This is a genomic window from Pseudomonas fluorescens Q2-87 (genome assembly GCF_000281895.1).
GTDB lineage: Bacteria > Pseudomonadota > Gammaproteobacteria > Pseudomonadales > Pseudomonadaceae > Aquipseudomonas > Aquipseudomonas fluorescens_S.
The window spans coordinates 4,053,571-4,078,056 of record NZ_CM001558.1 but is presented as its reverse complement, the minus strand read 5'-3'; the positions used below and the strand labels follow the sequence as shown (position 1 = coordinate 4,078,056).

At 61.1% G+C, this 24,486-nt stretch carries 21 protein-coding genes; 3 read left to right on the top strand and 18 right to left on the bottom strand.

Features of this window, described 5'->3' with window-relative positions; genetic code table 11:
• Nucleotides 1-25: 25 nt before the first annotated feature.
• From PFLQ2_RS09830 to ccoN (PFLQ2_RS09895), 14 genes are all read right to left on the bottom strand, one after another.
• Complete coding sequence (locus PFLQ2_RS09830; RefSeq protein WP_003183492.1) at nt 26-565, bottom strand: FixH family protein; 540 nt, start codon at nt 563-565, stop codon at nt 26-28.
• Between the two features lie 11 nt (nt 566-576).
• Nucleotides 577-1,992, bottom strand: a complete 1,416-nt coding sequence (ccoG, locus tag PFLQ2_RS09835; RefSeq protein ID WP_003183484.1) for a cytochrome c oxidase accessory protein CcoG — start codon at nt 1,990-1,992, stop codon at nt 577-579.
• A 343-nt stretch (nt 1,993-2,335) separates the two neighbouring features.
• On the bottom strand, nt 2,336-2,746 hold the full coding sequence (locus PFLQ2_RS09840; protein WP_003183481.1) for an SMI1/KNR4 family protein: 411 nt from the start codon (nt 2,744-2,746) through the stop codon (nt 2,336-2,338).
• The gene (locus PFLQ2_RS09845; protein WP_003183479.1) at nt 2,737-7,155 is read right to left on the bottom strand and encodes an RHS repeat-associated core domain-containing protein; all 4,419 of its coding nucleotides are present in this window, start codon (nt 7,153-7,155) and stop codon (nt 2,737-2,739) included. Before PFLQ2_RS09845 ends, PFLQ2_RS09840 begins: the two co-directional genes overlap by 10 nt.
• A 98-nt stretch (nt 7,156-7,253) precedes the next feature.
• Complete coding sequence (locus PFLQ2_RS09850) at nt 7,254-7,664, bottom strand: type II toxin-antitoxin system VapC family toxin (protein ID WP_003183478.1); 411 nt, start codon at nt 7,662-7,664, stop codon at nt 7,254-7,256.
• A complete protein-coding gene (locus tag PFLQ2_RS09855; RefSeq protein ID WP_003183476.1) occupies nt 7,664-7,918 on the bottom strand; it encodes a type II toxin-antitoxin system Phd/YefM family antitoxin in 255 nt (84 codons plus the stop codon). Before PFLQ2_RS09855 ends, PFLQ2_RS09850 begins: the two co-directional genes overlap by 1 nt.
• A 147-nt stretch (nt 7,919-8,065) precedes the next feature.
• Nucleotides 8,066-9,049, bottom strand: a complete 984-nt coding sequence (ccoP, locus tag PFLQ2_RS09860) for a cytochrome-c oxidase, cbb3-type subunit III (protein ID WP_003183475.1) — start codon at nt 9,047-9,049, stop codon at nt 8,066-8,068.
• Complete coding sequence (locus tag PFLQ2_RS09865; protein WP_003183474.1) at nt 9,046-9,231, bottom strand: CcoQ/FixQ family Cbb3-type cytochrome c oxidase assembly chaperone; 186 nt, start codon at nt 9,229-9,231, stop codon at nt 9,046-9,048. Before PFLQ2_RS09865 ends, ccoP (PFLQ2_RS09860) begins: the two co-directional genes overlap by 4 nt.
• Nucleotides 9,232-9,237: 6 nt before the next feature.
• Nucleotides 9,238-9,846: a cytochrome-c oxidase, cbb3-type subunit II gene (gene ccoO / locus PFLQ2_RS09870; protein ID WP_003183473.1), complete on the bottom strand. Its 609-nt coding sequence runs from the start codon at nt 9,844-9,846 to the stop codon at nt 9,238-9,240.
• On the bottom strand, nt 9,846-11,288 hold the full coding sequence (ccoN, locus tag PFLQ2_RS09875) for a cytochrome-c oxidase, cbb3-type subunit I (protein WP_003183472.1): 1,443 nt from the start codon (nt 11,286-11,288) through the stop codon (nt 9,846-9,848). The genes ccoO (PFLQ2_RS09870) and ccoN (PFLQ2_RS09875) overlap by 1 nt, the downstream gene beginning before the upstream one ends.
• A gap of 482 nt (nt 11,289-11,770) precedes the next feature.
• Nucleotides 11,771-12,724, bottom strand: a complete 954-nt coding sequence (gene ccoP, locus PFLQ2_RS09880) for a cytochrome-c oxidase, cbb3-type subunit III (protein ID WP_003183471.1) — start codon at nt 12,722-12,724, stop codon at nt 11,771-11,773.
• Nucleotides 12,721-12,924, bottom strand: coding sequence for a cbb3-type cytochrome oxidase subunit 3 (locus tag PFLQ2_RS09885; RefSeq protein ID WP_003183470.1), 204 nt, complete (start codon nt 12,922-12,924; stop codon nt 12,721-12,723). The genes ccoP (PFLQ2_RS09880) and PFLQ2_RS09885 overlap by 4 nt, the downstream gene beginning before the upstream one ends.
• Nucleotides 12,925-12,927: 3 nt before the next feature.
• A complete protein-coding gene (ccoO, locus tag PFLQ2_RS09890; protein ID WP_003183469.1) occupies nt 12,928-13,536 on the bottom strand; it encodes a cytochrome-c oxidase, cbb3-type subunit II in 609 nt (202 codons plus the stop codon).
• A gap of 10 nt (nt 13,537-13,546) precedes the next feature.
• A complete protein-coding gene (ccoN, locus tag PFLQ2_RS09895; RefSeq protein ID WP_003183467.1) occupies nt 13,547-14,971 on the bottom strand; it encodes a cytochrome-c oxidase, cbb3-type subunit I in 1,425 nt (474 codons plus the stop codon).
• 96 nt (nt 14,972-15,067) lie between these two features.
• Between ccoN (PFLQ2_RS09895) and PFLQ2_RS09900 the strand changes: the two genes are divergently transcribed.
• Nucleotides 15,068-15,757, top strand: a complete 690-nt coding sequence (locus PFLQ2_RS09900) for an alpha/beta family hydrolase (RefSeq protein WP_003183464.1) — start codon at nt 15,068-15,070, stop codon at nt 15,755-15,757.
• A 191-nt stretch (nt 15,758-15,948) separates the two neighbouring features.
• Here PFLQ2_RS09900 and PFLQ2_RS09905 read toward each other — a convergent pair whose 3' ends face one another.
• The 3 genes from PFLQ2_RS09905 to acnA form a co-directional block, all read right to left on the bottom strand.
• Nucleotides 15,949-17,514 carry a methyl-accepting chemotaxis protein gene (locus PFLQ2_RS09905; RefSeq protein ID WP_003183462.1) on the bottom strand — a complete coding sequence of 522 codons (1,566 nt, stop codon included), beginning with the start codon at nt 17,512-17,514 and terminating at the stop codon, nt 15,949-15,951.
• 77 nt (nt 17,515-17,591) lie between these two features.
• A complete protein-coding gene (locus tag PFLQ2_RS09910) occupies nt 17,592-18,380 on the bottom strand; it encodes a CPBP family intramembrane glutamic endopeptidase (RefSeq protein ID WP_003183460.1) in 789 nt (262 codons plus the stop codon).
• Nucleotides 18,381-18,505: 125 nt separating this feature from the next.
• Nucleotides 18,506-21,247, bottom strand: coding sequence for an aconitate hydratase AcnA (gene acnA, locus PFLQ2_RS09915; protein ID WP_003183458.1), 2,742 nt, complete (start codon nt 21,245-21,247; stop codon nt 18,506-18,508).
• A 172-nt stretch (nt 21,248-21,419) separates the two neighbouring features.
• Between acnA and rlmM the strand changes: the two genes are divergently transcribed.
• A complete protein-coding gene (gene rlmM / locus PFLQ2_RS09920; RefSeq protein ID WP_003183457.1) occupies nt 21,420-22,493 on the top strand; it encodes a 23S rRNA (cytidine(2498)-2'-O)-methyltransferase RlmM in 1,074 nt (357 codons plus the stop codon).
• Nucleotides 22,494-22,590: 97 nt separating this feature from the next.
• On the top strand, nt 22,591-22,842 hold the full coding sequence (tusA, locus tag PFLQ2_RS09925; protein ID WP_003183455.1) for a sulfurtransferase TusA: 252 nt from the start codon (nt 22,591-22,593) through the stop codon (nt 22,840-22,842).
• On the opposite strand, the gene PFLQ2_RS09930 is transcribed toward tusA, so the two are convergent.
• Nucleotides 22,839-24,239, bottom strand: coding sequence for an MATE family efflux transporter (locus tag PFLQ2_RS09930; RefSeq protein ID WP_003183452.1), 1,401 nt, complete (start codon nt 24,237-24,239; stop codon nt 22,839-22,841). The two genes, tusA and PFLQ2_RS09930, sit on opposite strands and share 4 nt — an antisense overlap.
• Between the last annotated feature and the right edge of the window lie 247 nt (nt 24,240-24,486).

Here is a 24,486-nt window from a genome sequence, read left to right as displayed (position 1 = left end):
AGCTCCCTCGCCACAGGAAACCCGTTTACTTCTTCAGGTCTTCAGCGCCTTGCAGCGGTTCATCGCCCAGCAGGATGTCCTGGTCGCGATTGATCTGCTCTTCTTCGAACAGACGCCAGGTCTTGTCGCTTTCCACGCCCAGCAACTCGACAAAGCGCCGACCTTCGATCCGGTCGGTCAACTGGCCGATATAACGTCCCGGCTCGCTGTCGTTACGGGTGAGGACGACCTTGCGGTCCTTCTCCGGCTGCGTCGGGGAGACCAGGCTCAGTTCCAGGGTCTGGGGACGGCTGTTGCCGCTCAGGCGCAGGTTCACTTCGCCGGTGACGTCATCGAGCTTTACGTTGGCATGCAATTGCAGGGTCTGGGCCAGCAGTTCGCGCTCCAGCGAGCGATTGATGCCCTTGCCGGCTTCGTAATAGTTGTCATTGACCAGGTTGTCCGGATTCTTGACCGCAATGGTCACCATCGTCAGGCTCAGGGTCACCGAACAGGTCAGGATCGCGATGATGATCCACGGCCAGAGGTGCTTGTACCAAGGGCTGGTGGCGGTTGCTGCAGGCATGTTCAGTTCTCTCAACGAGTTTGTGGGCCGATGAACCGGCTCTTGGCTTCGATATGTACGCTTTCGTCATCGGCGTCCTTGAGGATGAAGATCACCTCGTTGGTGCTCGATGGCAGTTGCTCCGGTGCGCTGGACAATTCCACCGGCTGGCTGAAAATCTCGCCGGCCGCGACTTTGATTTCCCTTCGGCCTTGCAGCTTGAGATCAGGCAGGCCGGCGGCCTCCAGCACATACGTATGGTCGCGCTGGTCCTTGTTCATGATCTTCAGGCTGTAGACGTTCTCGATCCGGCCTTCGGCGTTTTCACGGTACAGCACGCGGTCCTTGCTGACATCGAAACCCACCAGCGAACGCATGAAGAACGCCGTTACCAGCAGGCTGATCATCGCCAGCAGCACCAGGGCATAGCCGATCAGGCGCGGGCGCAGCTTGTGGGTTTTCTGGCCCGACAGGTTGTGTTCAGTGGTGTAGCTGATCAGGCCGCGCGGGTAATCCATCTTGTCCATGATGTTGTCGCAGGCGTCGATGCACGCCGCACAACCGATGCACTCGATCTGCAGGCCGTCGCGTATGTCGATGCCGGTGGGGCAAACCTGGACGCACATGGTGCAATCGATGCAATCCCCCAGCCCCAGGGCCTTGTAATCAACACCTTTCTTGCGCGGGCCACGGCTTTCGCCACGACGCGGGTCGTAGGAAACGATCAGGGTGTCTTTGTCGAACATGACGCTCTGGAAGCGGGCATAAGGGCACATATAGATGCACACCTGTTCACGCAGCCAGCCGGCGTTGCCATAAGTGGCGAGGGTGAAGAAGCCGACCCAGAAATATGACCAGCCATCGGCCTGGCCGGTGAAGAATTCGAACACCAGTTCTCGGATCGGTGTGAAGTAGCCGACAAAGGTCATGCCGGTAACAAAACCGATCAGCAACCACAGGCTGTGCTTGGCGGTTTTGCGCAGGAACTTGTTGGCCCCCATGGGCGCCTTGTCGAGCTTGATGCGCTGGTTACGGTCGCCTTCGGTGACTTTTTCGCACCACATGAAAATCCACGTCCATACGCTTTGCGGGCAGGTGTAGCCACACCAGACTCGTCCGGCATAGACGGTAATGAAAAACAGGCCGAAGGCGGCAATGATCAGCAGCCCGGACAGCAGGATGAAATCCTGGGGCCAGAAAGTTGCACCGAAAATAAAGAATTTGCGTTCCGGCAGGTTCCACCAGACGGCCTGATGACCGCCCCAGTTCAACCAGACCGTACCGAAGTACAGCAGGAACAACGCCGCTCCACCGACCATTCGCAGATTGCGAAACAGGCCAGTGAAGGCACGGGTGTAGATTTTTTCCCGAGAGGCATAGAGGTCGACGCTTTTATTCGCGTCCTTGGCAGGCGGGGTAACGTCATGTACCGGAATCTGGTTGCTCATCAATTGCATCCCACGGCAGTGGAAAGTGCCGAGGCCAGTACGTGCCGACCAGGGTCACAGGGGGGTGTTGCAGTGGCGCAATGATACGCCTGTCGCTCTGGCTCAAGGGTGCGACCTTTGGTCGCGTTGGGGCTCTGCGTAGAATGGTGTAGCGGATGTAACAAGTCTTGACCCAGATCAATTGACTATAGCCATTCCACGTCGCAGGGAAAAACCCAAGGGCCTGCTGACTGATTCGGCGAGCCCTTTGGGTTGGCGTTGAGGCTTGATTTGCCCTGGCCAATTGTTGCCCGAACTCAGCGCTTTGCTCGCCAGTGCCACATCGAATGCGCGGACCCAGTTGCTACTGGCTTGTGAGTTCAGCGAGGAATTCTTCAAATGATTCGCATACGAACGCCAAATCTTCTTCGTCCATCAAATACAGGTAGATGTTTTCAAAGTCATCTTCTTTGAGCGAGAGCAGAAATGAATTACCGCCCTGGTCGTATGCAAAAGGGATCATTCCTTTCAACGATGGAATATCGTCAACCAGGTCGCGATAGACAACTTCGATAGGCGCATTGCCGTATTTGATCGGTGTGAATCCGCCCAGCAAAAACTCGTTCTCGCTACAACGCTCAGACAAATCGCCGCCGTTGTGCTTTAGATAAAACTCCCTGAAGGCTGTCGGTAATTGCACATTGAATTTCTCTTGGAACTCATTCAGCTCCTGCACGGAGAGGGCCTGTTCGGATTCTTCGAGGGTCAACCGCATTTGGAGGCTCCTGTTGTTCTGCTCTTGAAACGAGCGGGGTGGGTATAGGCCTTGCCTGTAGCCGCTTTGTATTGAGCAACGCCCCCGCTATGGCCGATGCCGTTGTGGGCGCTTTGCTTGATGAGCTGCATGGTGCCGGTGTTGGTCTTGGGATCGTAATCGTCCAGATGGTGCCATACATGGCCGGCCGGTGTGGTTTTCTGGCTCAACTTGGCCGCTTTGTTCGCGGCCTCGAAGTCTTTGGCGTAGTCCCCGGTGTATTCAATTCTGACGATCGGGTTTACGCCAGGTTTTTTGTTGTAGAGCGCATTGCTTTCAGAATAGTCGAGACCTCCACCAGGGGTTTTCGTAACGCCTGTATAGCCGCGGTCTTTCAGTTTTATCAGGGGGTCGACCGCAAGGCCCAGGGGGTCCGCGTAGCCAATCGGGTTGGGTGCATAGGCGTAGAAATTGAGGCCTCCCGCCAAACCGATCGGGTCGGGCGTGGTGAAGCGACCCACGTCTGGATCGTAAAACCTCAAAACGTTGTAATGCAGGCCGATTTCTCGATCGAGGTACTGTCCCTGGAACCTCAGGTTTTGCTCTTCGAGGAAGTAGGGCTCGCGAATTTCCTGAAGGGGGTTACCCCACACCTCATAGCGAGCTTGCCAGACGCTACGCCCGTCGGCCTCGGTGAGTTGTTCTGGCAAACCGTTCAGGTCGTTGTGGTAATAACGGACGGTCTGGTGCGCTCCGTATCCATCGATCCGTGCAAGCGGGTCGTAGGTGTTATCCGCATAAAGATAAAGGCTGGTCTGGTTGTACCGGCTTTCCTGCAATAAGCGCATGCCGTCCCAGATGAAGCGGGTTTCACCCAGCGGGTAGCCGTGGCTGTCGTGTTCGGTTTTTTCGATGCGCCGGCCCAACGGGTCGTAGGTCATGCGGACCACGCTGCCGTTGTCATTGCGCACTTCAATCAAGCGGCTCTGGGCGTCATAGGCGAAGCGTTGCAGGCCGCGGGCAGCGCTGCGTTTCTCGATCATCCGGCCAAAGGCGTCATAGCGGTAGCGCTTGTCCTGGTAGGTCAGCAGTTTGTTGTGCACCACCAGCCCGGCGCCGGGGGATGGGCCGTCGAGCAGGTTGGCGGCGGCGTCGTAGGCGAAGGTTTCGCGCTGACCGTGCAGGCTGTCCTGGCTGGCGATGATGCGGCCGGTGGTGTCGTAATGCAGCAGCTGCCGGTGTTGCGCGGCGGGTTGCTGGTCAAGTTTGCCGATCAGGTGGTCGGCGGGGTCATATTCGAAGTGTTTTTGCACCGCCGCCGGCAGCAGCGAGGGTTGACTGCCGTGGCGACGTTGGCGAGCGCGCAGGCGACCGCTGCGGTCGTATTCGCTGCGGGTGCTGATCTGCCCTTGGGTGCGCAGCACTTCGCGGTGCAGGCGGTCGCGTTCGAAGTCACTGATGACCTGGCCGTCGAGGTTGATCTGGTGCAGGTGGCCGCTGCCGTAGTACAGGCGGTTGACCCAGCGGCCATCGGGCAGTTGGGTCTGGATCAGGTTGCCGAGTTCGTCGTAGTGATGTTGCAGGCTGCCGGCGGCGCTGAGTTCTTCCAGCAACTGACCGGTCGCGTCGTAGGTGAAGCCCAAAACCTGGGTGTTGCCTTGCAGGTCGGTGAAGGTGATCGCCGTGAGCTGGTCCAGTGCGTTGTAGGTGTACTCGGTGCGGCCGTCGTCGGTGACTTTGGCAATCAGCCGGCCCACGGCGTCGCGTTCCAGGCGATGAACGATAGGCGCCGGTGGGGTTTCGGGCACCACGGCCAGGCCATTGCCGTAAGGTGCCGGAAGGGCCGTCACCGCCGCGACATTATCGAGCACGTCGTAGCGGTAGCGTTTGGCGCTGCCGTCCAGGTCCTGTTGCTCAATCAGCCGGTTCCCGGCATCCCAGGCAAATCGATAGCTCTCGCCATTCTCGTTGATCAGCGCTTGCAGCCGCCCCAAGCTGTCATACCCGAACTGTACCTGCCGGCCTTGGGCGTCGGTGCGTTGGCGGATCTGGCCGCGGCGGTTGTGCTGGTAAAGAGTGGTGTGTCCGGCCGGGTCGGTATAGCCGATCAACTGACCCGCGATGTCGCGCTGGTAATGCTCGGTGCGGCCGTCCGGCAATTGGCTGCTGAGCAGTCGGCCTTGGGCGTCGTAACTGAATTGCGTGCGTTCGCCGAGGGCATCGGTGATGGTCTGCAAGTAGCCACGCGAGTCATAGCTGAACCGCGTCGGGTAACCCGAGCAGTCGACGTGCTCCACCAATTGCCCGAACGGGTTCCAGCGCAGCTTTTTGCTTTTGCCGGTGGCGTCGATGACTTCGATAATCTGGCCGTGGGCGTCGTAGCGGTAGCGAGTGACGTGGCCCAACGGATCGGTCTCGGCGATGCAGTTGCCACGCGGGTCATAACGGTACCGCCAGCTATGGCCGGCGGCATTGGTGTCCACCAATGGCAGGGCCCAGTGCTCAAGCCAGAGGGTGGACTCACTGCGACCCAGCGGGTCGGTTTCGCTGATCAGGTTGCCGGCTTCGTCGTAGCTGTACGCGTAGCACCCGCCCTGTGGGTCGGTGGCGTTGAGCAACTGGCGCTCGTCGTTCCATTCGAACAGCCAGGTCTGGCCGAGGTTATCGCTGAATCGAGTGATCTGGTGCTGGCTGTTCCACTGCCGCATGCTGACCCGCTGGAGGCTGTCGGTGATGCGCGTGGTGCCAGCCTTGAGGTCATAGTCGAACTGGTAGGCATCGCCTTCGTCGGTCCAGTGACGGACCACACGCCATTCCTGGTCCTCGATCAGGGCCCAGTCGTAGAAGCAGTGCAGGCCGGTGGGCAACTGATGTTCCACCAGGCGCCGGCCGGCATCGTAGCTGAAGCGCCGCTGCACCTGGCCGGTGGCATCGCGCACTTCGGCCAGGTTGCCGGCGGCGTCGTAGGCGTAGCTGACCAGCACCTCGCGCTGTTGGTCCGGGTAGAGGCGTTCGATCTGGCTGACGTGCTGGCCTTCGCGGATCAGGTCGATTTGCACGAGGTCGAAGGTGTCACGCAGCCGCACCAGGCGTCCGGCGTCGTCGTAGTCGAGATAAATACGGTTGTCGTTGCGGTCGCCGAATTGGTTCAGGCGCAGCCGCGACGGGTTGGCCGGCGTGGGCTCGAACAAGCGATACAGGCCATTGTCGCTTTCGATCAGCAACTGGCCATTGACGTGGCGGCGCACGGCCAGGCCTTCGCCCGCACTGAACACCGCGCCACCCAAGGGGATCGAACCCATGTCGATGGGGCGGCCCTGTTCGTCGGTGTAGACCAGGGTTTCGCCGCCGTCCGGGTGAGGGACGATTTCCACCTGCACTTCGTAGGACACACTCCAGCCATTACCGAACAAACTGTCGCGGCGCTCGTCGCGGCTGTTGTAGACGCGTTGCCAGTCGATGGGCAGGAGACCGGGCAATACGAAATCCAGCTCTTCGTTGCCGCCCAGCACCTTGGCTCCGGTGGCCGCGTGGACCGGGTTCGACGAACCCAGCGCCGCATTGGCCGCCGCGTTCGCGGCGCTGCTGGCGGCCATGGATACCGCGCCGCCCACCAGCATGCAGGGCAGTTTGCTGAAGAATTTGCCCTTGCCGCCCTTGAGCATCAGCAGCGCCGTGACCGCCAGGCCGACGCCCGGGGTCTTGCCGCTGCGGATTTCACGCACCACCACCGAACCGCCGCCAATGGTCACATTCGAAGAGATCAAGCCCGATGACACCACCGTCGCATCGCAAGTGCTGCGGTCGCCACTGCGCACGGCAGGCTGGCCATTGATAGTGACCTTGTCGGAGCCCTCGGCCATGAACTGCGGCGGCATCGGCGGGTGCTTCATGCAGATGACCAGGTCTTGCGGCTTGGGCACGGCCCCTGGCGCAGGCGTGGCGACGGTGGGGCGCCACATCTGCGAGAAAAAATTGCCGGCCATGTCCAGGTAGCTGGGTTCGGCTTGCGCCTCGGGAGCTTCCAACTCGGTGCCGGCTGGCGCGACATGGGACTCGATCGCTCCGGCAGCGCGGGCGGCGGGGATGTTGTTGGTCAGGGTGTCGGTGGAGCCGGTGAGAATGTTCGCCTGCACCGTGGGCGGAAAGAGGGCGTTGCCGATGCCCTCGCATATATTGCTCAAGCCCTTGTCGGCCCCGGTCTTGCTCATGGCCAGGCCAACGATGGTGCCGACCACCAGGCCAAGGACGAAGCAGCCCAGGCCGCCTGTGACGACGGTGATGCCGGTGGCCGCCACGACGGCGGCGGTGGCCAGGGCTGTGATGGCGATATTCGCCGCCACCTCCAGCACGCCGCCGAGGATGTCGGCCATCATTGAAGTGTGGTTGAGTGCATCGCCCAGGCGGGCCGCCCAGAGCGCGTCAGACATGCTCGACGCTCATATGGGCTGTGCGCTTGAGTACTTCGATGCCTTCCATTGCGCCTGTCTCCTTGGCGATTTTATTGAGGGGCTGTTGCAGGGGCGTATCAGTGCGACCACGGATTAAGCAACGCCACGCCGCTGCTTTGGAAATCTGCGACGTTGCGAGTGACGACAGTCAGCCCGTGGACCAGCGCGGTGGCGGCAATCATTGCATCGCATTCATTGCTGCGATCCGGAACGTGCAGGCGAGCGCAGCGTAGCGCGACGGCGCGGTCGACCGCCAGGATTCTTCCGGCAAATGCGGGCATGACATGATTATCCAGCCATGCGCGCAAGCGGCTCCCTTGCTCCGGGTCCTTGCGTTCGAAGCGCAATACGCCGGTTTCCAGTTCCAATACGGTAATGGCCGAGACGTAGAGGCTGGGGGCGGGGACGCTACGCGCCCAGGCCTGTACGTTTTTATCGGCTTGAGGTTTGCGTAATTCTGAAATGACATGGGTATCGAGCAGGTACATCAGGACAGGTCCACCGGTCGAGGCGTGATGACGGCACGCTCGGTGTCGAAATCGATATCCGGCGTATCGGGCATGACCAGCAACTCGACGATGCTGCTGCCAAGGCCGGTCAGTTTTTGGTACTCCTCAATGCTTAGCAGTACATGAGCCGGCTTGCCACGGTCGGTGATGATGACCGGCCCCTCGCGACTGGCTTTTTTGGCACCACTTGTGTCGTGATTGAATTCGCGGCTGGAAATCGTGGTGATGGACATGGCGGCGTCCTCAAGAAACTTTAATGTAGGCACGTTACTACCGCCGCTGCTTGCGGGCAAGATAACAATCTGACCATATCGCTGCGGTAAATAAAAAGGCCCCGTCAACGTTGGTTGACGGGGCCTTTCGTACATCGGCAGCGGGCTTTACTGGGCGTCAGCCGCAGGAGCCTTTTCGCCGTGGGACAGGCTGTAGACATAGGCGGCCAGCAAGTGGACCTTGTCGTTGCCCTGCAGATCGGCCTGGGCAGGCATCTGGCCTTGGCGGCCGTAGCGGATGGTCTGCTGCAGTTGGGCGAAGCTCGAGCCGTAGATAAACGCGGCTGGATGCGTCAGGTTCGGTGCGCCCATGGCGGGCGTACCTTTACCTTCCGGACCGTGGCAGGCCACGCAGTTGGCAGCGAACAGCTTCTGGCCGTTGGCCGGATCGGCCTTGGCGCCTTCCGGCAGCTTGCGACCGTGCAGGCTGGTGACCAGGTAGGAAGCCACGTCGGCCACGCCCTGTTCGCCAACGACGGCAGCCCAGCCAGGCATCACTGCGTGACGACCGCCCATGATGGTGGTCTTGATGGTTTCCGGTTCGCCGCCCCAACGCCAATCGGCGTCGGTCAGGTTAGGGAAACCGTAGGCGCCCTTGGCGTCGGAACCGTGGCAGACCGAGCAGTTGGAGGCAAACAGGCGGCCCCCCATCTTCAAGGCTTGCGGGTCCTTGGCGACTTCTTCGATCGGCATGGAGGCGAACTTGGCGAAGATCGGACCGAACTTGGCGTCCGAGCGAGCCATTTCCTTTTCCCACTCATGAACGCCTGTCCAGCCGGTCTGGCCGTTGGCGAAGGCGGTCTGCTTTTCCGTGTCCAGGTAGTTATAACCTGGCAGCAGGCCTTTCCAGTTGCCCAGGCCGGGGTAGAGCGCCAGGTAGCCGAGGGCGAACACGATGGTGCCCACGAACAGCATGAACCACCATTTCGGCAGAGGGTTGTCGTACTCCTCGATGCCATCGAACGAGTGGCCAACGGTCTCGTCCGTTTGTTCGGCGCGCTGGCCCTTGCGGGTCGACAGCAGCAGCCAGGTCAGGGCGAAGATCGTACCCAGACTGAGGACTGTGACGTACAGACTCCAGAACGTAGTCATTCTTTGTTACTCCTAGAAGCTTGCTCGACGTGCTTGATGGCTTCGGGATCATCCGCGAACGGCAGCAGGGTCGCGTCGTCAAACTCCGACTTGCGCTTGGGGCTGAACACCCACAGGGCCAGGCCGATGAAGGCCACCATCACAACGACGGTGCCCAGGCCTCGAATCATCCCGATATCCATTAACAATCACCGTTTGCTTTTGATGATGGTGCCCAGGCCTTGCAGATAGGCCACCAGCGCGTCCATTTCAGTCTTGCCCTTCACGGCATCCTTGGCACCGGCGATGTCTTCGTCGGTGTAAGGCACGCCCAGGGTGCGCAGGACTTCCATTTTCTTGGCGGTGTCTTTGCCGTCGAGCTTGTTTTCCACGAGGAACGGGTAGGCCGGCATCTTCGACTCGGGCACCACGTTGCGCGGGTTATACAGGTGCGCACGGTGCCAATCGTCGGAGTAGCGGGCGCCAACACGGGCCAGGTCCGGGCCGGTACGCTTGGAGCCCCACAGGAACGGGTGGTCCCAGACGCTTTCACCGGCGACCGAGTAGTGGCCGTAGCGTTCGGTCTCGGCACGGAACGGACGGATCATCTGCGAGTGGCAGCCGACACAACCGTTGGCGATGTAAATGTCGCGGCCTTCCAGTTCAAGGGCGGTACGCGGCTTCATGCCTTCGACCGGCTTGTTGGTCACGTCTTGGAAAAACAGCGGAACGATCTGGGTCAGGCCGCCGATGCTCACGGCAATGACCATGAAGAAGGCCAGCAGGCCGATATTCTTCTCTACTGCTTCGTGCTTCATCAGTGAGCTCCAACTACGGCGATCTTGGCGGCGGCTTCAGCTTCAGCCGGGTCAGAGGCACGAACGGTGCGGTACACGTTGTAGGCCATGAACAGCATGCCGCTGGCGAAGAACGCGCCGCCCAGGGCACGCACGATATAGCCAGGGTGGCTGGCTTGCAGCGCTTCAACGAACGAGTAGGTCAGGGTGCCGTCGTCGTTGATTGCACGCCACATCAGGCCCTGGGTGATGCCGTTGACCCACATCGAAGCGATGTACAGCACGGTACCGATGGTCGCGAGCCAGAAGTGCGCGTTGATCAGGCTGGTGCTGTGCATCTGGGCACGCCCGAACAGTTTCGGGATCATGTGGTAGATGGCGCCGATGGAAATCATCGCTACCCAGCCGAGGGCGCCGGCGTGTACGTGGCCGATGGTCCAGTCGGTGTAGTGGCTCAGGGAGTTGACGGTCTTGATGGCCATCATCGGGCCTTCGAAGGTCGACATGCCGTAGAACGCCAGGGACACCACCAGGAACCGCAGGATCGGATCGGTGCGCAATTTATGCCAGGCACCCGACAAGGTCATCATGCCGTTGATCATGCCGCCCCAGCTTGGCGCCAGCAGGATGATCGACATCGCCATGCCGAGCGATTGTGCCCAGTCCGGCAGCGCGGTGTAGTGCAAGTGGTGCGGACCGGCCCAGATGTAGAGGGTGATCAGCGCCCAGAAGTGGACGATGGACAGGCGATAGGAATAGATCGGACGCTCGGCCTGTTTCGGCACGAAGTAGTACATCATCCCCAGGAAACCGGTGGTCAGGAAGAAACCCACGGCGTTGTGGCCGTACCACCACTGGATCATCGCATCGGTCGCGCCCGAGTAGGCCGAGTACGACTTGAAGAAGCTGACCGGCAGGGAGGCGTGGTTGACGATGTGCAGCATGGCCGTCACGACGATGAAGGCGCCGTAGAACCAGTTGCCGACATAAATGTGCTTGGTCTTGCGCTTGACGATGGTGCCGAAGAACACCAGACCGTAGGTCACCCAGACGATGGCCAGCAGAATAGCCAGGGGCCATTCCAGTTCCGCGTATTCCTTGGTAGTGGTGTAACCCAGTGGCAAGGTCACGATCGCGCCGACGATCACCGCTTGCCAACCCCAGAAGGTGAAGGCGGCGAGGCTGTCGGAAATCAGTCGCGTTTGGCAGGTTCGCTGCACGACGTAGTAAGAAGTGGCAAACAATGCACAACCACCGAAGGCGAAGATCACCAGGTTGGTGTGCAACGGGCGAAGGCGTCCAAATGTCGTCCATGGCAGATCGAAGTTCAACTCCGGCCAGACCAATTGCGAGGCAATGAAGACACCGAGCCCCATGCCAAGGATCCCCCAGACCACCGTCATGATGGCGAACTGGCGGACTACCTTATAGTTATAAGCAGTCGGACTGATTGCTGTGCTCATTCTAAGGTTCCACGGTTTGGGTGTTTTATTAGGATAAAAATCGGTCGCAAGTATGGAGAAAGCGGGGGGTCATTGCAACGCGCCATGACCTGGGTCAATGCTTTCAAAAGCTGATTCTGCGGCCTTTCCATGCGCAGGGTAGGGTCAAAATTGACCCCCGACAAATTGTCGCAGCGAATGAAACAGGTGAGGGGGGCGGATCGGTTGTAACGGGGTGTGTTCGAACACCGTGTCCGGGTCAGGCGGGACAGATCTCGCAACAGCGGGTATCCACCTGAATTTGCGGCCTTTTATCGAACGGATTGTCGAACACATCGAGTCGCGTCAACCTGAAAACCGGCAATCACCCGTGCACGTCAAAACTAGCTTAGACCCGATTGGAGGGAACCGAAAGGCAGACCTTGGAAGGGTGCGACAATGCGTCGCGCTGGGGCACGGAACTGCCGCATCCGGAAGAATGCGGCTGTTCGTGTGGTCAGGATTTATTCGCTTTTGCTGTCAGCTTGCAGGCGCTCGGCGCTGACGGTGTGGGACAGGCTGTAAACGTAGGCGGCCAGCAGTTGCACTTTGTCGTTACCCAGCAGTTCGTTCTGCGCGGGCATGTGACCCTGGCGACCGTGGCGAATGGTCTGCTGCAATTGTGCAAGGCTGGTGCCGTAGATGAAGCCGGCCGGTTGCGTCAGGTTCGGCGCGCCCATGGCCTCGGTGCCCTGGCCGTTGGCGCCATGGCAGGCAGCACACGTGGTGTTGAACGTCTGCTGGCCGGCTTGCAGGTCGGCACCGCTGTCGGCCGCAAGAGGCAGGCCGGCCAGGTCATGGCGCACATACGCGGCGACATTCTTGACCCCGGCATCTCCCAGCACTTCGCCCCAGGCCGGCATCGCCGCCATACGGCCGCCCAGGATGGTGGCCTTGATGGTGTCGGCCGCGCCGCCCCAACGCCAGTTGCTGTCGGCCAGGTTCGGGAAGCCGAAGGCACCCTTGGCGTCCGAGCCGTGGCAGACCGAGCAATTGGAGGCAAACAGCCGGCCGCCCATCTTCAGGGCCTGGGGGTCCTTGGCCACTTCCCCCACCGGCATGGCGGCGAATTTGGCGAAGATCGGCCCGAATTTGGCGTCGGCCTTGGCCATTTCCTTTTCCCATTCATGGGCGCCGGTCCAACCATTCTCGTAGCCCGGCAGGATGCCTTTCCAGTTGCCCAGGCCTGGGTACAGGACCAGGTAACCGACGGAAAACACCAAGGTGCCAGCGAACAACAGGAACCACCACTGTGGCAGCGGGTTGTCGTATTCCTCGATGCCGTCGAAGCTGTGGCCCATGGTCTGGTCGACGCTGCCCTTGGTCTCGCCCTTGCGGGTGCCGATCAGCAGCCAGGTCAGGCCGATCAGGCTGCCGATGGTCAGTACGCAGATCCACGTACTCCAGAAGGTGGTCATGGCCGGGTACTCCTTGTTGCAGGGTCTTGGGGGTTGGCGATGTCGGCGGCGGGTTCGTCGGCGAACGGCAGCAGGCGTGCCTCGGCGAACTCCGGGCTGCGCTTGCTGTTGAACACCCACAGGGTCAGGCCGATGAAGGCTATGAACACCACGACGGTGCCCAGGCCGCGGATCATTCCGGTACTCATTTCAAAAACCATGGCTCACCTCTTGCTCTTGATGGCAGTGCCGAGCACTTGCAGGTAGGCCACCAGCGCATCCATTTCGGTCTTGCCCTTGAGCGAGGCCACGCTGCCGGCGATGTCGTCGTCGGTGTACGGCACGCCCAGGGTGCGCATGGCCCGCAGCTTGCCTTCGGTGTGGCTGCTGTCTACCGCTTGGGTGACCAGCCACGGGTAGGCCGGCATTTTCGACTCGGGCACGACGTTGCGCGGGTTGTACAGGTGCGCACGGTGCCAGTCATCGGAGTAGCGTGCGCCGACCCGGGCCAGGTCTGGCCCGGTACGCTTGGAACCCCACAGGAACGGGTGGTCCCAGACGCTTTCACCAGCGACCGAGTAGTGGCCGTAGCGCTCGGTCTCGGCACGGAACGGACGGATCATCTGCGAGTGGCAGCCGACGCAACCTTCGCGGATGTAGATGTCGCGGCCTTCCAGTTGCAGGGCGGTGTAGGGCTTCATGCCGTCCACCGGTTTATTGGTCACGTCCTGGAAGAACAGCGGCACGATCTGGGTCAGGCCACCAATGCTCACGGCCAGGACCATCAGCAGCATCAGCAGGCCGACGTTTTTTTCGATGGTTTCGTGTTTCATGGCGGACTCCTCAGGCCATCTGCGCGGCAGCGGCGGCTTCGGCGGGTTGGTAGGCCCGCACGGTGCGCCAGGTGTTGTAGGCCATCAGCAGCATGCCGCTGAGGAAAATCGCTCCGCCCACCAGCCGTACGACGAAGCCCGGGTGGCTGGCCACCAGTGTTTCGACGAAGGAGTAGGTGAGCGTGCCGTCCTCGTTCACTGCGCGCCACATCAGGCCTTGGGCGATGCCGTTGACCCACATCGAGGCGATGTACAGCACGGTGCCGATGGTCGCGAGCCAGAAGTGCGCGTTGATCAGGCCGATGCTGTGCATCTGTGGGCGGCCAAAGACTTTCGGGATCATGTGATACAGCGCACCGATGGAGATCATCGCCACCCAGCCGAGGGCGCCGGCATGTACGTGGCCGATGGTCCAGTCGGTGTAGTGGGAGAGGGCGTTGACGGTCTTGATGGCCATCATCGGGCCCTCGAAGGTCGACATGCCGTAGAACGCCAGGGATACCACCAGGAACCGCAGGATCGGGTCGCTGCGCAACTTATGCCAGGCGCCCGAGAGGGTCATCATGCCGTTGATCATGCCGCCCCAGCTGGGCGCCAGCAGGATCAGCGACATCACCATGCCCAGCGACTGTGCCCAGTCCGGCAGCGCGGTGTAGTGCAGGTGATGCGGGCCAGCCCAGATGTACAGGGTGATCAGCGCCCAGAAGTGGACGATGGACAGGCGATAGGAATACACCGGACGCTCAGCCTGCTTGGGCACGAAGTAGTACATCATCCCCAGGAAGCCTGCGGTGAGGAAAAAGCCCACGGCGTTGTGCCCGTACCACCATTGCACCATCGCATCGGTGGCCCCGGCATACACCGAGTAGGACTTGGTGAAGCTCACCGGCAGTTCCAGGTTGTTGACGATGTGCAGGATCGCCACGGTGAGGATGAACCCGCCGAAGAACCAGTTACCGACATAGATGTGCTTGGTGTTGCGCTTGGCCACGGTGCCGAAGAACACGATGGCGTAGGCGACCCAGACGATGGTGATCAGGATGTCGATCGGCCATTCCAGCTCGGCGTATTCCTTGGAACTGGTGTAGCCCAGTGGCAGGCTGATGGCCGCCAGCACGATCACCAGTTGCCAGCCCCAGAAGCAGAACGCGGCGATTTTCGGGGCGAACAATTGCGTCTGGCAGGTGCGTTGCACCGAATAGAACGAACTGGCGAACAAGGCGCAGCCGCCAAAGGCGAAGATCACCGCGTTGGTGTGCAGCGGGCGCAGGCGGCCGAAGCTGGTCCAGGGCAAATCGAAATTGAGTTGTGGCCAGACCAATTGAGCCGCGAGAAAAACCCCGAGCCCCATGCCGACGATGCCCCACACCACCGTCATAATGGCGAATTGGCGGACCACCTTGTAGTTGTAGGCGGTACTGATAGAAGTGTTCATGGTTCCCCATCCACGGTTCAGCCGAAGTGAGCGCCTGCGCAGGGCAGTGCAGCGTTCTTCGCCTGGAGTTATAGGCAGACTAAAAGCGAGGCAAGCATGGACAAACAGCACAAGGCCAGTATTGACGGGGATCAATGGGCGCAGTGTGTGGAGCAACATGGCTGGCTATGGAACGTCGCCCAATCAAAGAGTGGAAGCGAGTCGCCGACCCTGATCCTGGCTCATGGCGCCGGTGCCCCGATGGACAGCGGCTTCATGGACGAAATGGCCGCGCGCCTTGCCGCACAGGGCGTCAACGTGCTGCGCTTCGAGTTTCCCTACATGGCTCAGCGGCGCCAGGACGGTGGTAAGCGTCCTCCGAACCCAGCACCGAAACTGTTGGAGTGTTGGCGTGAGGTGTACGCCACGGTGCGGCCTTATGTCGCTGGCCGGCTGGCCATCGGCGGCAAATCCATGGGCGGACGAATGGCGAGTTTGCTCGCCGATGAATTGGGCGCCGACGCGCTGGTGTGCCTGGGGTATCCCTTCTATGCGGTGGGCAAGCCAGAAAAGCCACGGGTCGAGCACCTGGCGGAACTGAAGACTCCCACCTTGATCGTCCAGGGCGAGCGCGATGCGTTGGGCAATCGGGAGGCGGTGCAGGGTTATGACTTGTCGCCGAGCATCGAGGTGATGTGGCTGGTGGCTGGGGATCATGATCTCAAGCCGCTGAAGGCTTCGGGGTTTAGCCATGAACAGCATCTGGAGGCGGCGGCGGGAAAGGTGGCGGCGTTTCTTCAGGATTGATAGCGTCTGTCCTGGCCTCTTCGCGAGCAAGCCCGCTCCCACATTTTGAAATGCGTTCGCATGAACAACTGTAATCCCCTTGTGGGAGCGGGCTTGCTTGCGAAGACGGTTCATAACGCGACACCATTTTGAATTAGCAATAAAAAACCGGGAAGCGTCACCTTCCCGGTTTTTTATGGGGCAGACATCTATCAGCGGTTGAATCGCTCCACCAGCGAATACTGGGTATTGGCCGTACGGGTCAGTTCTTCGCTCAGCAGGGCCGAGCTGTGGGCCTGGCCCGAGGTCTGGTCGGCCAGTGCGGAGATGTTGCTGATGTTGCGGCTGATCTCCTCGGCCACCGAGCTCTGTTCTTCGGTTGCGGCTGCGATCTGCGTGGTCATGTCGGTGATGTGAGCCACCGCTTCGCTGATGCCAACCAATGCCCGGTCGGCTTCCATGACCCGCGCCACGCCTTCTTCGGCTTGGCGATGACCGGCGTCCATGGTCTGCACGGCGTTGGTGGCGGTTTGCTGGAGCTTGGCGATCAGGGCATGGATCTGCCCGGTGGACTCGCTGGTGCGTTGTGCCAGTTGGCGTACTTCGTCGGCTACCACGGCAAAGCCACGACCCATCTCACCGGCACGGGCCGCTTCGATCGCTGCGTTGAGGGCCAGCAAATTGGTCTGGTCGGCGATGCCCTTGATCACGTCCACCACGCCACCGATCTCGTCGCTGTCCTTGGCCAGTTGGGTCACGGTCTGCCCCGTCTCGCCGACCACCACCGACAATCGCTCGATGGCTTCGCGGGTTTCCCCAGCGATGTCTCGGCCACGTCCGGTCAGGCGATTGGCTTCCTGGGTAGCGTCGGCGGTGCGTTGCACATGGCTGGCGACTTCCTGGGTGGTCGCGGCCATCTGGTTGACGGCAGTGGCAACCTGTTCGGTTTCCACGCGCTGGCGTTCCAGGCCGCTGGAGCTGTCGTGGGCCAGCGTGTTGGATTGGCGTGCCTGATCGTTGAGGTGTTCGGCGGTGTCCTGCAGGCGGGTCAGGCAGGTTTTCAGGCGAGCTTCCTGGCTGAGAATCGACATCTCCAGGCGCGCCTGGGCGCCGCGGCTGTCGGTGTACATCCGGGCGATCAGCGGGTCGGAGGTGGTTTGTTCGGCCAGGCGCAGCAGGCGCTTGATCCCGCGTTGCTGCCATTGCAGGCCCATCAGTCCCAAGGGCACCGATAGCACCGCCGCCAGGGCAAAGCCCCAATGGGAGTTGAGGAAGGCGCCAACGACGAAGCTCAACTGGCTGACCAGAATGAACGGCAGCCAGTCCTGCAGCATCGGCAACCATTTGTCGCTGCTGGGAACCGCAGATTTACCCTGGTTGATGCGCAGGTAGAGCGCCTCGGCCCGGCCGATCTGCTCGGCGGTGGGCTTGATCCGCACCGACTCGTAGCCGACCACCTGGTTGCCCTCGAACACGGGCGTGACATAGGCGTTGACCCAGTAATGGTCGCCGTTCTTGCTGCGGTTCTTGACAATGCCCATCCATGGCAAGCCCTGTTTGAGCGTGCCCCACATGTGCGCGAACACAGCGGACGGAACATCGGGATGGCGCACCAGATTGTGTGGCGAACGGATCAGTTCTTCTTTCGAATACCCGCTGATTTCAATGAAGGCGTCATTGCAGTAGGTGATCACGCCCTTGGCGTCGGTGGTGGAAATCAATCGCTGCTGGGCCGGGAAGGTCCTTTCACGCTGTGTGACGGGCTGGTTGTTACGCATGGTGTGTGAGTCCGCAAGGCTTTGAAAGGTTGTCGGCGTCGTCAGGTTTTTATTGAAGTTATTTTCACCTGTCGCTATCACGCCAGCATCGGGTAAGTAAATAGGGCGTAATGAAGCAGATTGAGGCCAAAATGCGTGGCGATCGCCGCGCTCAGGCCGCCGAAACGATACGCCAAGCCATAACCGATCCCCGCCAGGCCGGACAGCAGCACCCATTCCCAACCGGCGCCCGCATGCACCAGGCCGAACAGCAGCGAGGCCAGCAGCAACGCCAGATTGTCGCCATGAGCCAAGTGTTTGAAGTGCCGGCTCAGGCCACCCTGAATGTAGCCGCGAAATAGGGCTTCCTCCACCAGGGTGACCAATAGAAGATTATTGAGTAGCCACAGCCAGGCGTGATCCGGCCACTTCGGTGCCCAGTGGATCATGCCCAGCAGCAGGGCCCCGCCGAGGGCCAGCGCTACGCTTAGGCCCAGGCCCAGGGCCGTGGCGTAGACCGACAGGCGAAACGAGCGGCGGCCAACGATCCACGGGCAGGCCAGCAGCAGCCAGAAGCCGATCAATGGCTTGTCCTGGTTCAGGTACATGGCGAAGCGCGTTGCATCATCGGTCAAGCGTTGCGCGGCAATGGCCCGCCCGTTGAAAAAGCCTGGCATCCAATGCATGGCCAGTGCCAGCGCCATCACCACGAACAGCGCGTGCCCGAGAAACTGGCCGACCGGTGTCTTCTGCTGGCGAACGGCATAGCCGGCAAATAGCAGCAGCGCAACCGAGATGGCGGCAGTCCAAGCCAACTGACCGTAGGCCAGGGCCATGACGTAACCGATTGAAAGGAGGGCCAGATAGGGCCAGGGCAGGGCAGACATATCACATCCTTTTGAGGCTGACGAACGCGCAAAGCGGGCAGGGCAAAGTTAGCGGCGGGGATTATAGGCAGACCGATACAAAAACACCGCCCTAAAGCGGCGGTGTTTTTGTAGGAGCGGTCCTGTTAAGCTGCAATCAATTGCCGTAGGACATAGTGAAGGATGCCACCGGCCTTGAAATACTCGACTTCATTGAGGGTATCGATCCGACACAGCACTTCAATCCGTTCCTGGCTGCCGTCCTCGCGGGTGATGACCAGGGGCAGGTTCATGCGTGGCGTCAGTTCGATGTTGTCCAGGCCCAGGATGTCCACGGTTTCCTTGCCCGTGAGGTTCAGGCTCTTGCGATTCTGATCGAGCTTGAACTGCAATGGCAGCACGCCCATCCCCACCAAATTGGAGCGATGGATCCGCTCGAAGCTTTCGGCGATCACCGCCTTGACCCCCAGCAGGTTAGTGCCCTTGGCCGCCCAGTCGCGGCTCGACCCCGTACCGTATTCCTGCCCCGCAATCACCACCAGCGGCGTCCCCGTGGCTTGATAGAGCATTGCAGCATCGTAGATCGGCATTCTTTCGCCGTTGGGGATGTAGATCGTGTTGCCGCCTTCTTCGCCGTCGAGCATTTCGTTGCGAATGCGGATATTGGCGAAGGTGCCACGCATCATGACCTGGTGATTGCCGCGTCTTGAGCCGTAGGAATTGAAGTCCCTAGGCTCCACGCCCTGCTCGCGCAGGTAGCGACCGGCCGGGCTGTCAGCCTTGATGTTGCCGGCCGGGGAAATATGGTCGGTGGTCACCGAATCTCCCAGCAGGGCCAGGATCCGGGCGCCTTCGACGTTCTTGACCGCTGGTGGCGGCCCGCCGATGTCGTCGAAGAACGGCGGATGCTGGATATAGGTCGAGTCCGATTGCCATACGTAGGTGGCCGCTTGCGGCACTTCGATGGCTTGCCATTGCTCGTCCCCGGCGAACACCGCCGCGTATTCCTTGTGGAACATGCTGGTGTTCACCTGGGCCACGGCGTCGGCCACTTCCCGGCTGCTCGGCCAGATGTCCCGCAGGTACACTGGGTTGCCATCTCGATCGTTACCCAGCGGCTCGCTGCTGATGTCGATGCGCACGGTACCGGCCAGGGCATAGGCGACCACGAGGGGCGGCGAGGCCAGCCAATTGGTCTTGACCAGCGGATGGACTCGTCCTTCGAAGTTGCGGTTGCCCGACAAGACCGAAGCCACGGTGAGATCGGCTTTCTGGATAGCTTTTTCAATCGGTTCCCGCAGCGGTCCGGAGTTACCGATACAGGTGGTGCAGCCGTAGCCCACCAAGTCGAAACCGAGTTTATCCAGGTACTCGGTCAGGCCAGCGGCCTTGTAATAGTCGGTGACGACCTTGGAGCCCGGTGCGAGGGAGCTCTTGACCCAGGGTTTGCGGGTCAAGCCCTTTTCCACTGCTTTTTTGGCCAGCAGCCCGGCGGCCATCATCACGCTGGGGTTGGAGGTGTTGGTGCAGGACGTAATGGCAGCAATCACCACCGCGCCGTTCTTCAGACGATGGGTCTGGCCTTCGAACTCGTACTCGGCTTCGCCCACCTGATCGGCGTTGCCCACCGCCACGCCACCGCCGCCTTCGCTTTCCAGGCGACCTTCCTCCTTACTGGTGGGTTTGACCTGGAGTCCCAGGAAGTCACTGAAGGCCTGGCCGACGTTTGGCAGCGATACCCGGTCTTGGGGGCGTTTCGGCCCGGCGAGGCTGGCCTCGACGCTGCCCATGTCCAATTCCAGGGTGTCGGTGAACACCGGTTCCTGGCCGGGCAAGCGCCACAGGCCCTGGGTCTTGCAGTAGGCTTCCACCAGTTTCACAGTGTCGGCCGGCCGGCCGGACAAGCGCAGATAGTCCAGGGTTACATCGTCGACCGGGAAGAATCCACAGGTGGCGCCATATTCCGGGGCCATGTTGGCAATAGTGGCACGGTCGGCCAAGGGCAGGTCGGCGAGGCCGTCGCCATAGAACTCGACGAATTTGCCCACCACGCCCTTCTTGCGCAGCATCTGCGTGACGGTAAGCACCAGGTCGGTGGCGGTGATGCCTTCGCGCAGCTTGCCGGTGAGTTTGAAACCGACGACTTCGGGAATCAGCATCGACACCGGTTGGCCGAGCATGGCCGCTTCGGCTTCGATGCCGCCGACGCCCCAGCCCAGTACGCCGAGGCCATTGATCATGGTGGTGTGGGAGTCGGTGCCTACCAGCGTGTCCGGGAATGCATAAAGGCGGCCATCCTCCTCGCGGGTCCACACGGTGCGGCCCAGGTATTCGAGGTTGACCTGGTGGCAGATGCCGGTGCCCGGCGGTACCACGCTGAAATTATCGAAGGCACTCTGGCCCCAGCGCAGGAAGGCGTAGCGCTCGCCGTTGCGCTGCATTTCGATGTCGACGTTCTGCTCGAACGCCTGGCTGCTGGCGAATTTGTCCACCATCACCGAATGGTCGATCACCAGGTCCACGGGTGACAGCGGGTTGATCCGCTGGGGATCGCCGCCGGCCTTTTCCACTGCGGCGCGCATGGCAGCCAGGTCGACCACGGCGGGGACACCGGTGAAGTCTTGCATCAATACCCGTGCCGGGCGGTACTGGATTTCCCGGTCGGAGCGACGCTCCTTGAGCCACGCGGCCAGGGCCTTGAGGTCAGCGCCAGTGACGGTTTTTTCATCTTCCCAGCGCAGCAGGTTTTCCAGCAGCACTTTCAGCGACATGGGCAGCTTGTCCAGGTCGCCCAGGCTTCGGGCGGCATCCGGCAGGCTGAAATAATGATAGGTCTTGGCGTCGACTTGCAGCGTTTTAAGGGTTTTCAGGCTATCGAGGGACGGCATTGAAATCACTCCTTTGAGTCCGCACGGCTACGGACTGACGGAACGGACAGAGCCTTTAACCTAGCCCTGTTTTTAGCGAATGACTAATCACTGGACTCTACGAGCAGGTTCGGGGTTCCGAACTCCGCTATCATGCGGCGGTTTTCGTGACAGGCTTTGCTACGGAGTTTCAATGAACACGCTTTTTATGCACTGCCGGCCGGGCTTCGAAGGCGAGGTCTGTTCCGAGATCGCCGAGCATGCTGCCCGGCTCAACGTGGCCGGCTACGCCAAGGCCAAACCGGCCAGTGCCTGCGCTGAATTCGTCTGCACCGAAGACGACGGGGCCGAGCGCCTGATGCGCGGCCAGCGTTTCGCCGACCTTATTTTTCCGCGCCAATGGGCGCGCGGCACTTTCATCGATTTGCCGGAAACCGACCGCATCAGTGTGATCCTGGCGCACATGGCGGCATTCCCGACCTGCGGCAGCCTGTGGCTGGAAGTGGTGGACACCAACGACGGCAAGGAACTTTCGAATTTTTGCAAGAAATTCGAAGGCCCGCTGCGCAAGGCGTTGACTGGGGCCGGCAAGTTGGTGGACGACCCGCGCAAGCCGCGTTTACTGCTGACCTTCAAGAGCGGCCGCGAAGTGTTCATGGGCCTGGCGGATGCGGATAATTCGGCGATGTGGCCCATGGGTATTCCACGCCTTAAATTCCCCCGGGAAGCACCGAGCCGCTCGACCCTCAAGCTCGAGGAAGCCTGGCACCATTTCATCCCGCGTGACCAGTGGGACGAACGCCTGCACAGCGACATGACCGGCGTGGACCTCGGCGCGGCACCGGGCGGCTGGACCTGGCAACTGGTCAACCGTGGCATGTTGGTCACGGCCATCGACAATGGTCCCATGGCCGAAAGCCTAATGGACACCGGCTTGGTGCAGCATTTGATGGCGGACGGCTTTACCTTCAAGCCCAAGCAGCCGGTGGACTGGATGGTCTGCGACATCGTCGAGAAGCCGGCACGTAACGCGGCAATGCTGGAAGAATGGATCGGCGACGGGCATTGCCGCGAAGCGGTGGTGAACCTCAAGTTGCCGATGAAACAACGGTATGCCGAGGTCAAGCGCTTGCTCGAACGCATCGCCGAGGGCTTCAAGGCCCGGGGCATCAAGGTTGAGATCGGTTGCAAGCAGCTGTACCACGATCGCGAAGAAGTGACCTGCCATCTGCGGCGGTTGGATAGTAAAAAGCCGAAGTCCCGTTGACGTTGCCTTGAATAGCTCCCTCGCCACAGGGATTGATGCAGGTCTGTTAAGGGCGCCGGCATTGCGCGACAATGCCGGCCTGTTTCAGGAGTAGAACATGAGTGAAATGAACGATACGCCGGTCGACGGCACACTGGATGCCACGGGCCTTAATTGCCCGGAACCGGTGATGATGCTGCATCAGCACATCCGCGACCTGGCCCCCGGCGGTTTGCTCAAGGTGATTGCCACCGACCCGTCGACCCGCCGCGACATCCCCAAGTTTTGCGTGTTTCTCGACCATGAGCTGGTGGCGCAGCAGGAAGAGGCCGGCACCTACCTCTACTGGATCCGCAAGAAACTCGCTTAATCGATCGAGCGGCTGATGCGGATCTGCTTGTGCGCACTGCGGGCCAGGCGGATCGACAGCATCAGCGCCGCGCAACTCAAGCCCACGATCAAGCCTTGCCATAACCCGCTTGGGCCGCTGGCTGCGCCGAGCCAGTCGGTCAGGCCCAGGGCGTAACCGACCGGCAACCCGATGCCCCAGTAGGCGAACAGGGTGAGGATCATCGTCACACGCGTGTCCTGGTAACCGCGCAACGCACCCGCCGCCGTGACTTGTATCGCATCGGAAAACTGGAACAGCGCCGCATAGACAATCAGCATCGATGCCACCTCGATCACTATCGGATCGGCGGTGTAGATCGCAGCGATGGGGCCGCGCAAGCCGAACATCAGGCTCGCCGACAGGCAGGCATAGGCCAGCGCCGTGGCCATTCCCACGCCGGCGGCGAAGCGCGCCTCCCGAGGCTGGCGCCGCCCCAGGGCTTGACCGACGCGCACGGTCACGGCCATGCCTAGAGAATAGGGGATCATGAACACCAGGGAGCTGAAGTTCAGGGCGATCTGGTGTCCAGCCACCACCGTAGCGCCGAGGCTGCCGATCAGCAGGGCTATCACTGCAAAGATGCTCGATTCGGCAAACACCGCGATGCCAATCGGCAGGCCAATGCCCAGCAGGCGCTTGATGGTCGCCCATTGCGGCCAGTCGAAACGGCTGAACAGTCGACTCGACTGATAGGCCGGCGCCCAGCGGGCCCAACCGGCCATGCCCAGCGCCATGACCCACATCACGATGGCGGTGGCCCAGCCGCAACCCACGCCACCTATGGCGGGCACGCCCAGGTGGCCGTAAATGAAAATGTAATTGAGCGGAATGTTCAGGGCGAGCCCGCACAAGCCCAGCACCATGGCCGGTCGCGTACGACCCAGGCCGTCGCTGAAACACCGCAGCACGTGATACAACGCCACGGCTGGCAGGCCCGTGCCGATGCCTCGCAGGTATTCCATGCACGGGCCGATCAATTCGGGATCGACCTTCATGACGTGCAGGATGGGTTCGGCGCTGAATAGCGCCAGCGTTGCGATCAATCCCACCACTAGCGCGAGCCACAACGCCTGGCGCACCAGTGGGCCGATCTCGTCGAACGTGCCGGCGCCAAAGCGCTGGGCGACTTTCGGGGTGGTGGCCAGCAGCGTGCCGGTCATCAACAGGAACACCGGCACCCAGATCGAGTTGCCCAGCGCCACCGCCGCCAAATCCCGCGGGCCGACACGACCGGCCATCACCGCATCGACGAACCCCATCGCAGTGGTCGCCAGTTGCGCCACCATGATCGGCACTGCCAGGGCCAGCAGCGTCTTGAGTTCCAGGCGAATCCGGGCCGGGCGGGAGAGTGGGGGGGTGTCTGTAACCGTATTCACAGGCGAAGCGTCCGAAAAGATTAAGCGCGAGGCGGCGCATTCTACGCCTTGACGCAGTGGTCAGGAAAAAAGCTGTGTTGGGGATTTGTAATCGCCTGCTCCCGTGTGTCCAGCCTGTACTGTTGACCGGGGATAGGGTGACCCGTGGCGAGGGCGCTTGCTCCCGCTCGGCTGCGCAGCAGTCGTCGCTCTTTGGATAGGGGTTGCTTCGCAACCCAGCGGGTGCAAGCTCCCTCGCCACAACATC

Coding starts and splice junctions, on each gene's coding strand:
- PFLQ2_RS09830 (WP_003183492.1), bottom strand. CDS start 565: ATGCCTGCAGCAACCGCCACCAGCCCTTGGTACAAGCACCTCTGGCCG.
- ccoG (WP_003183484.1), bottom strand. CDS start 1,992: ATGAGCAACCAGATTCCGGTACATGACGTTACCCCGCCTGCCAAGGAC.
- PFLQ2_RS09840 (WP_003183481.1), bottom strand. CDS start 2,746: ATGCGGTTGACCCTCGAAGAATCCGAACAGGCCCTCTCCGTGCAGGAG.
- PFLQ2_RS09845 (WP_003183479.1), bottom strand. CDS start 7,155: ATGTCTGACGCGCTCTGGGCGGCCCGCCTGGGCGATGCACTCAACCAC.
- PFLQ2_RS09850 (WP_003183478.1), bottom strand. CDS start 7,664: ATGTACCTGCTCGATACCCATGTCATTTCAGAATTACGCAAACCTCAA.
- PFLQ2_RS09855 (WP_003183476.1), bottom strand. CDS start 7,918: ATGTCCATCACCACGATTTCCAGCCGCGAATTCAATCACGACACAAGT.
- ccoP (WP_003183475.1), bottom strand. CDS start 9,049: ATGACTACGTTCTGGAGTCTGTACGTCACAGTCCTCAGTCTGGGTACG.
- PFLQ2_RS09865 (WP_003183474.1), bottom strand. CDS start 9,231: ATGGATATCGGGATGATTCGAGGCCTGGGCACCGTCGTTGTGATGGTG.
- ccoO (WP_003183473.1), bottom strand. CDS start 9,846: ATGAAGCACGAAGCAGTAGAGAAGAATATCGGCCTGCTGGCCTTCTTC.
- ccoN (WP_003183472.1), bottom strand. CDS start 11,288: ATGAGCACAGCAATCAGTCCGACTGCTTATAACTATAAGGTAGTCCGC.
- ccoP (WP_003183471.1), bottom strand. CDS start 12,724: ATGACCACCTTCTGGAGTACGTGGATCTGCGTACTGACCATCGGCAGC.
- PFLQ2_RS09885 (WP_003183470.1), bottom strand. CDS start 12,924: ATGGTTTTTGAAATGAGTACCGGAATGATCCGCGGCCTGGGCACCGTC.
- ccoO (WP_003183469.1), bottom strand. CDS start 13,536: ATGAAACACGAAACCATCGAAAAAAACGTCGGCCTGCTGATGCTGCTG.
- ccoN (WP_003183467.1), bottom strand. CDS start 14,971: ATGAACACTTCTATCAGTACCGCCTACAACTACAAGGTGGTCCGCCAA.
- PFLQ2_RS09900 (WP_003183464.1), top strand. CDS start 15,068: ATGGACAAACAGCACAAGGCCAGTATTGACGGGGATCAATGGGCGCAG.
- PFLQ2_RS09905 (WP_003183462.1), bottom strand. CDS start 17,514: ATGCGTAACAACCAGCCCGTCACACAGCGTGAAAGGACCTTCCCGGCC.
- PFLQ2_RS09910 (WP_003183460.1), bottom strand. CDS start 18,380: ATGTCTGCCCTGCCCTGGCCCTATCTGGCCCTCCTTTCAATCGGTTAC.
- acnA (WP_003183458.1), bottom strand. CDS start 21,247: ATGCCGTCCCTCGATAGCCTGAAAACCCTTAAAACGCTGCAAGTCGAC.
- rlmM (WP_003183457.1), top strand. CDS start 21,420: ATGAACACGCTTTTTATGCACTGCCGGCCGGGCTTCGAAGGCGAGGTC.
- tusA (WP_003183455.1), top strand. CDS start 22,591: ATGAGTGAAATGAACGATACGCCGGTCGACGGCACACTGGATGCCACG.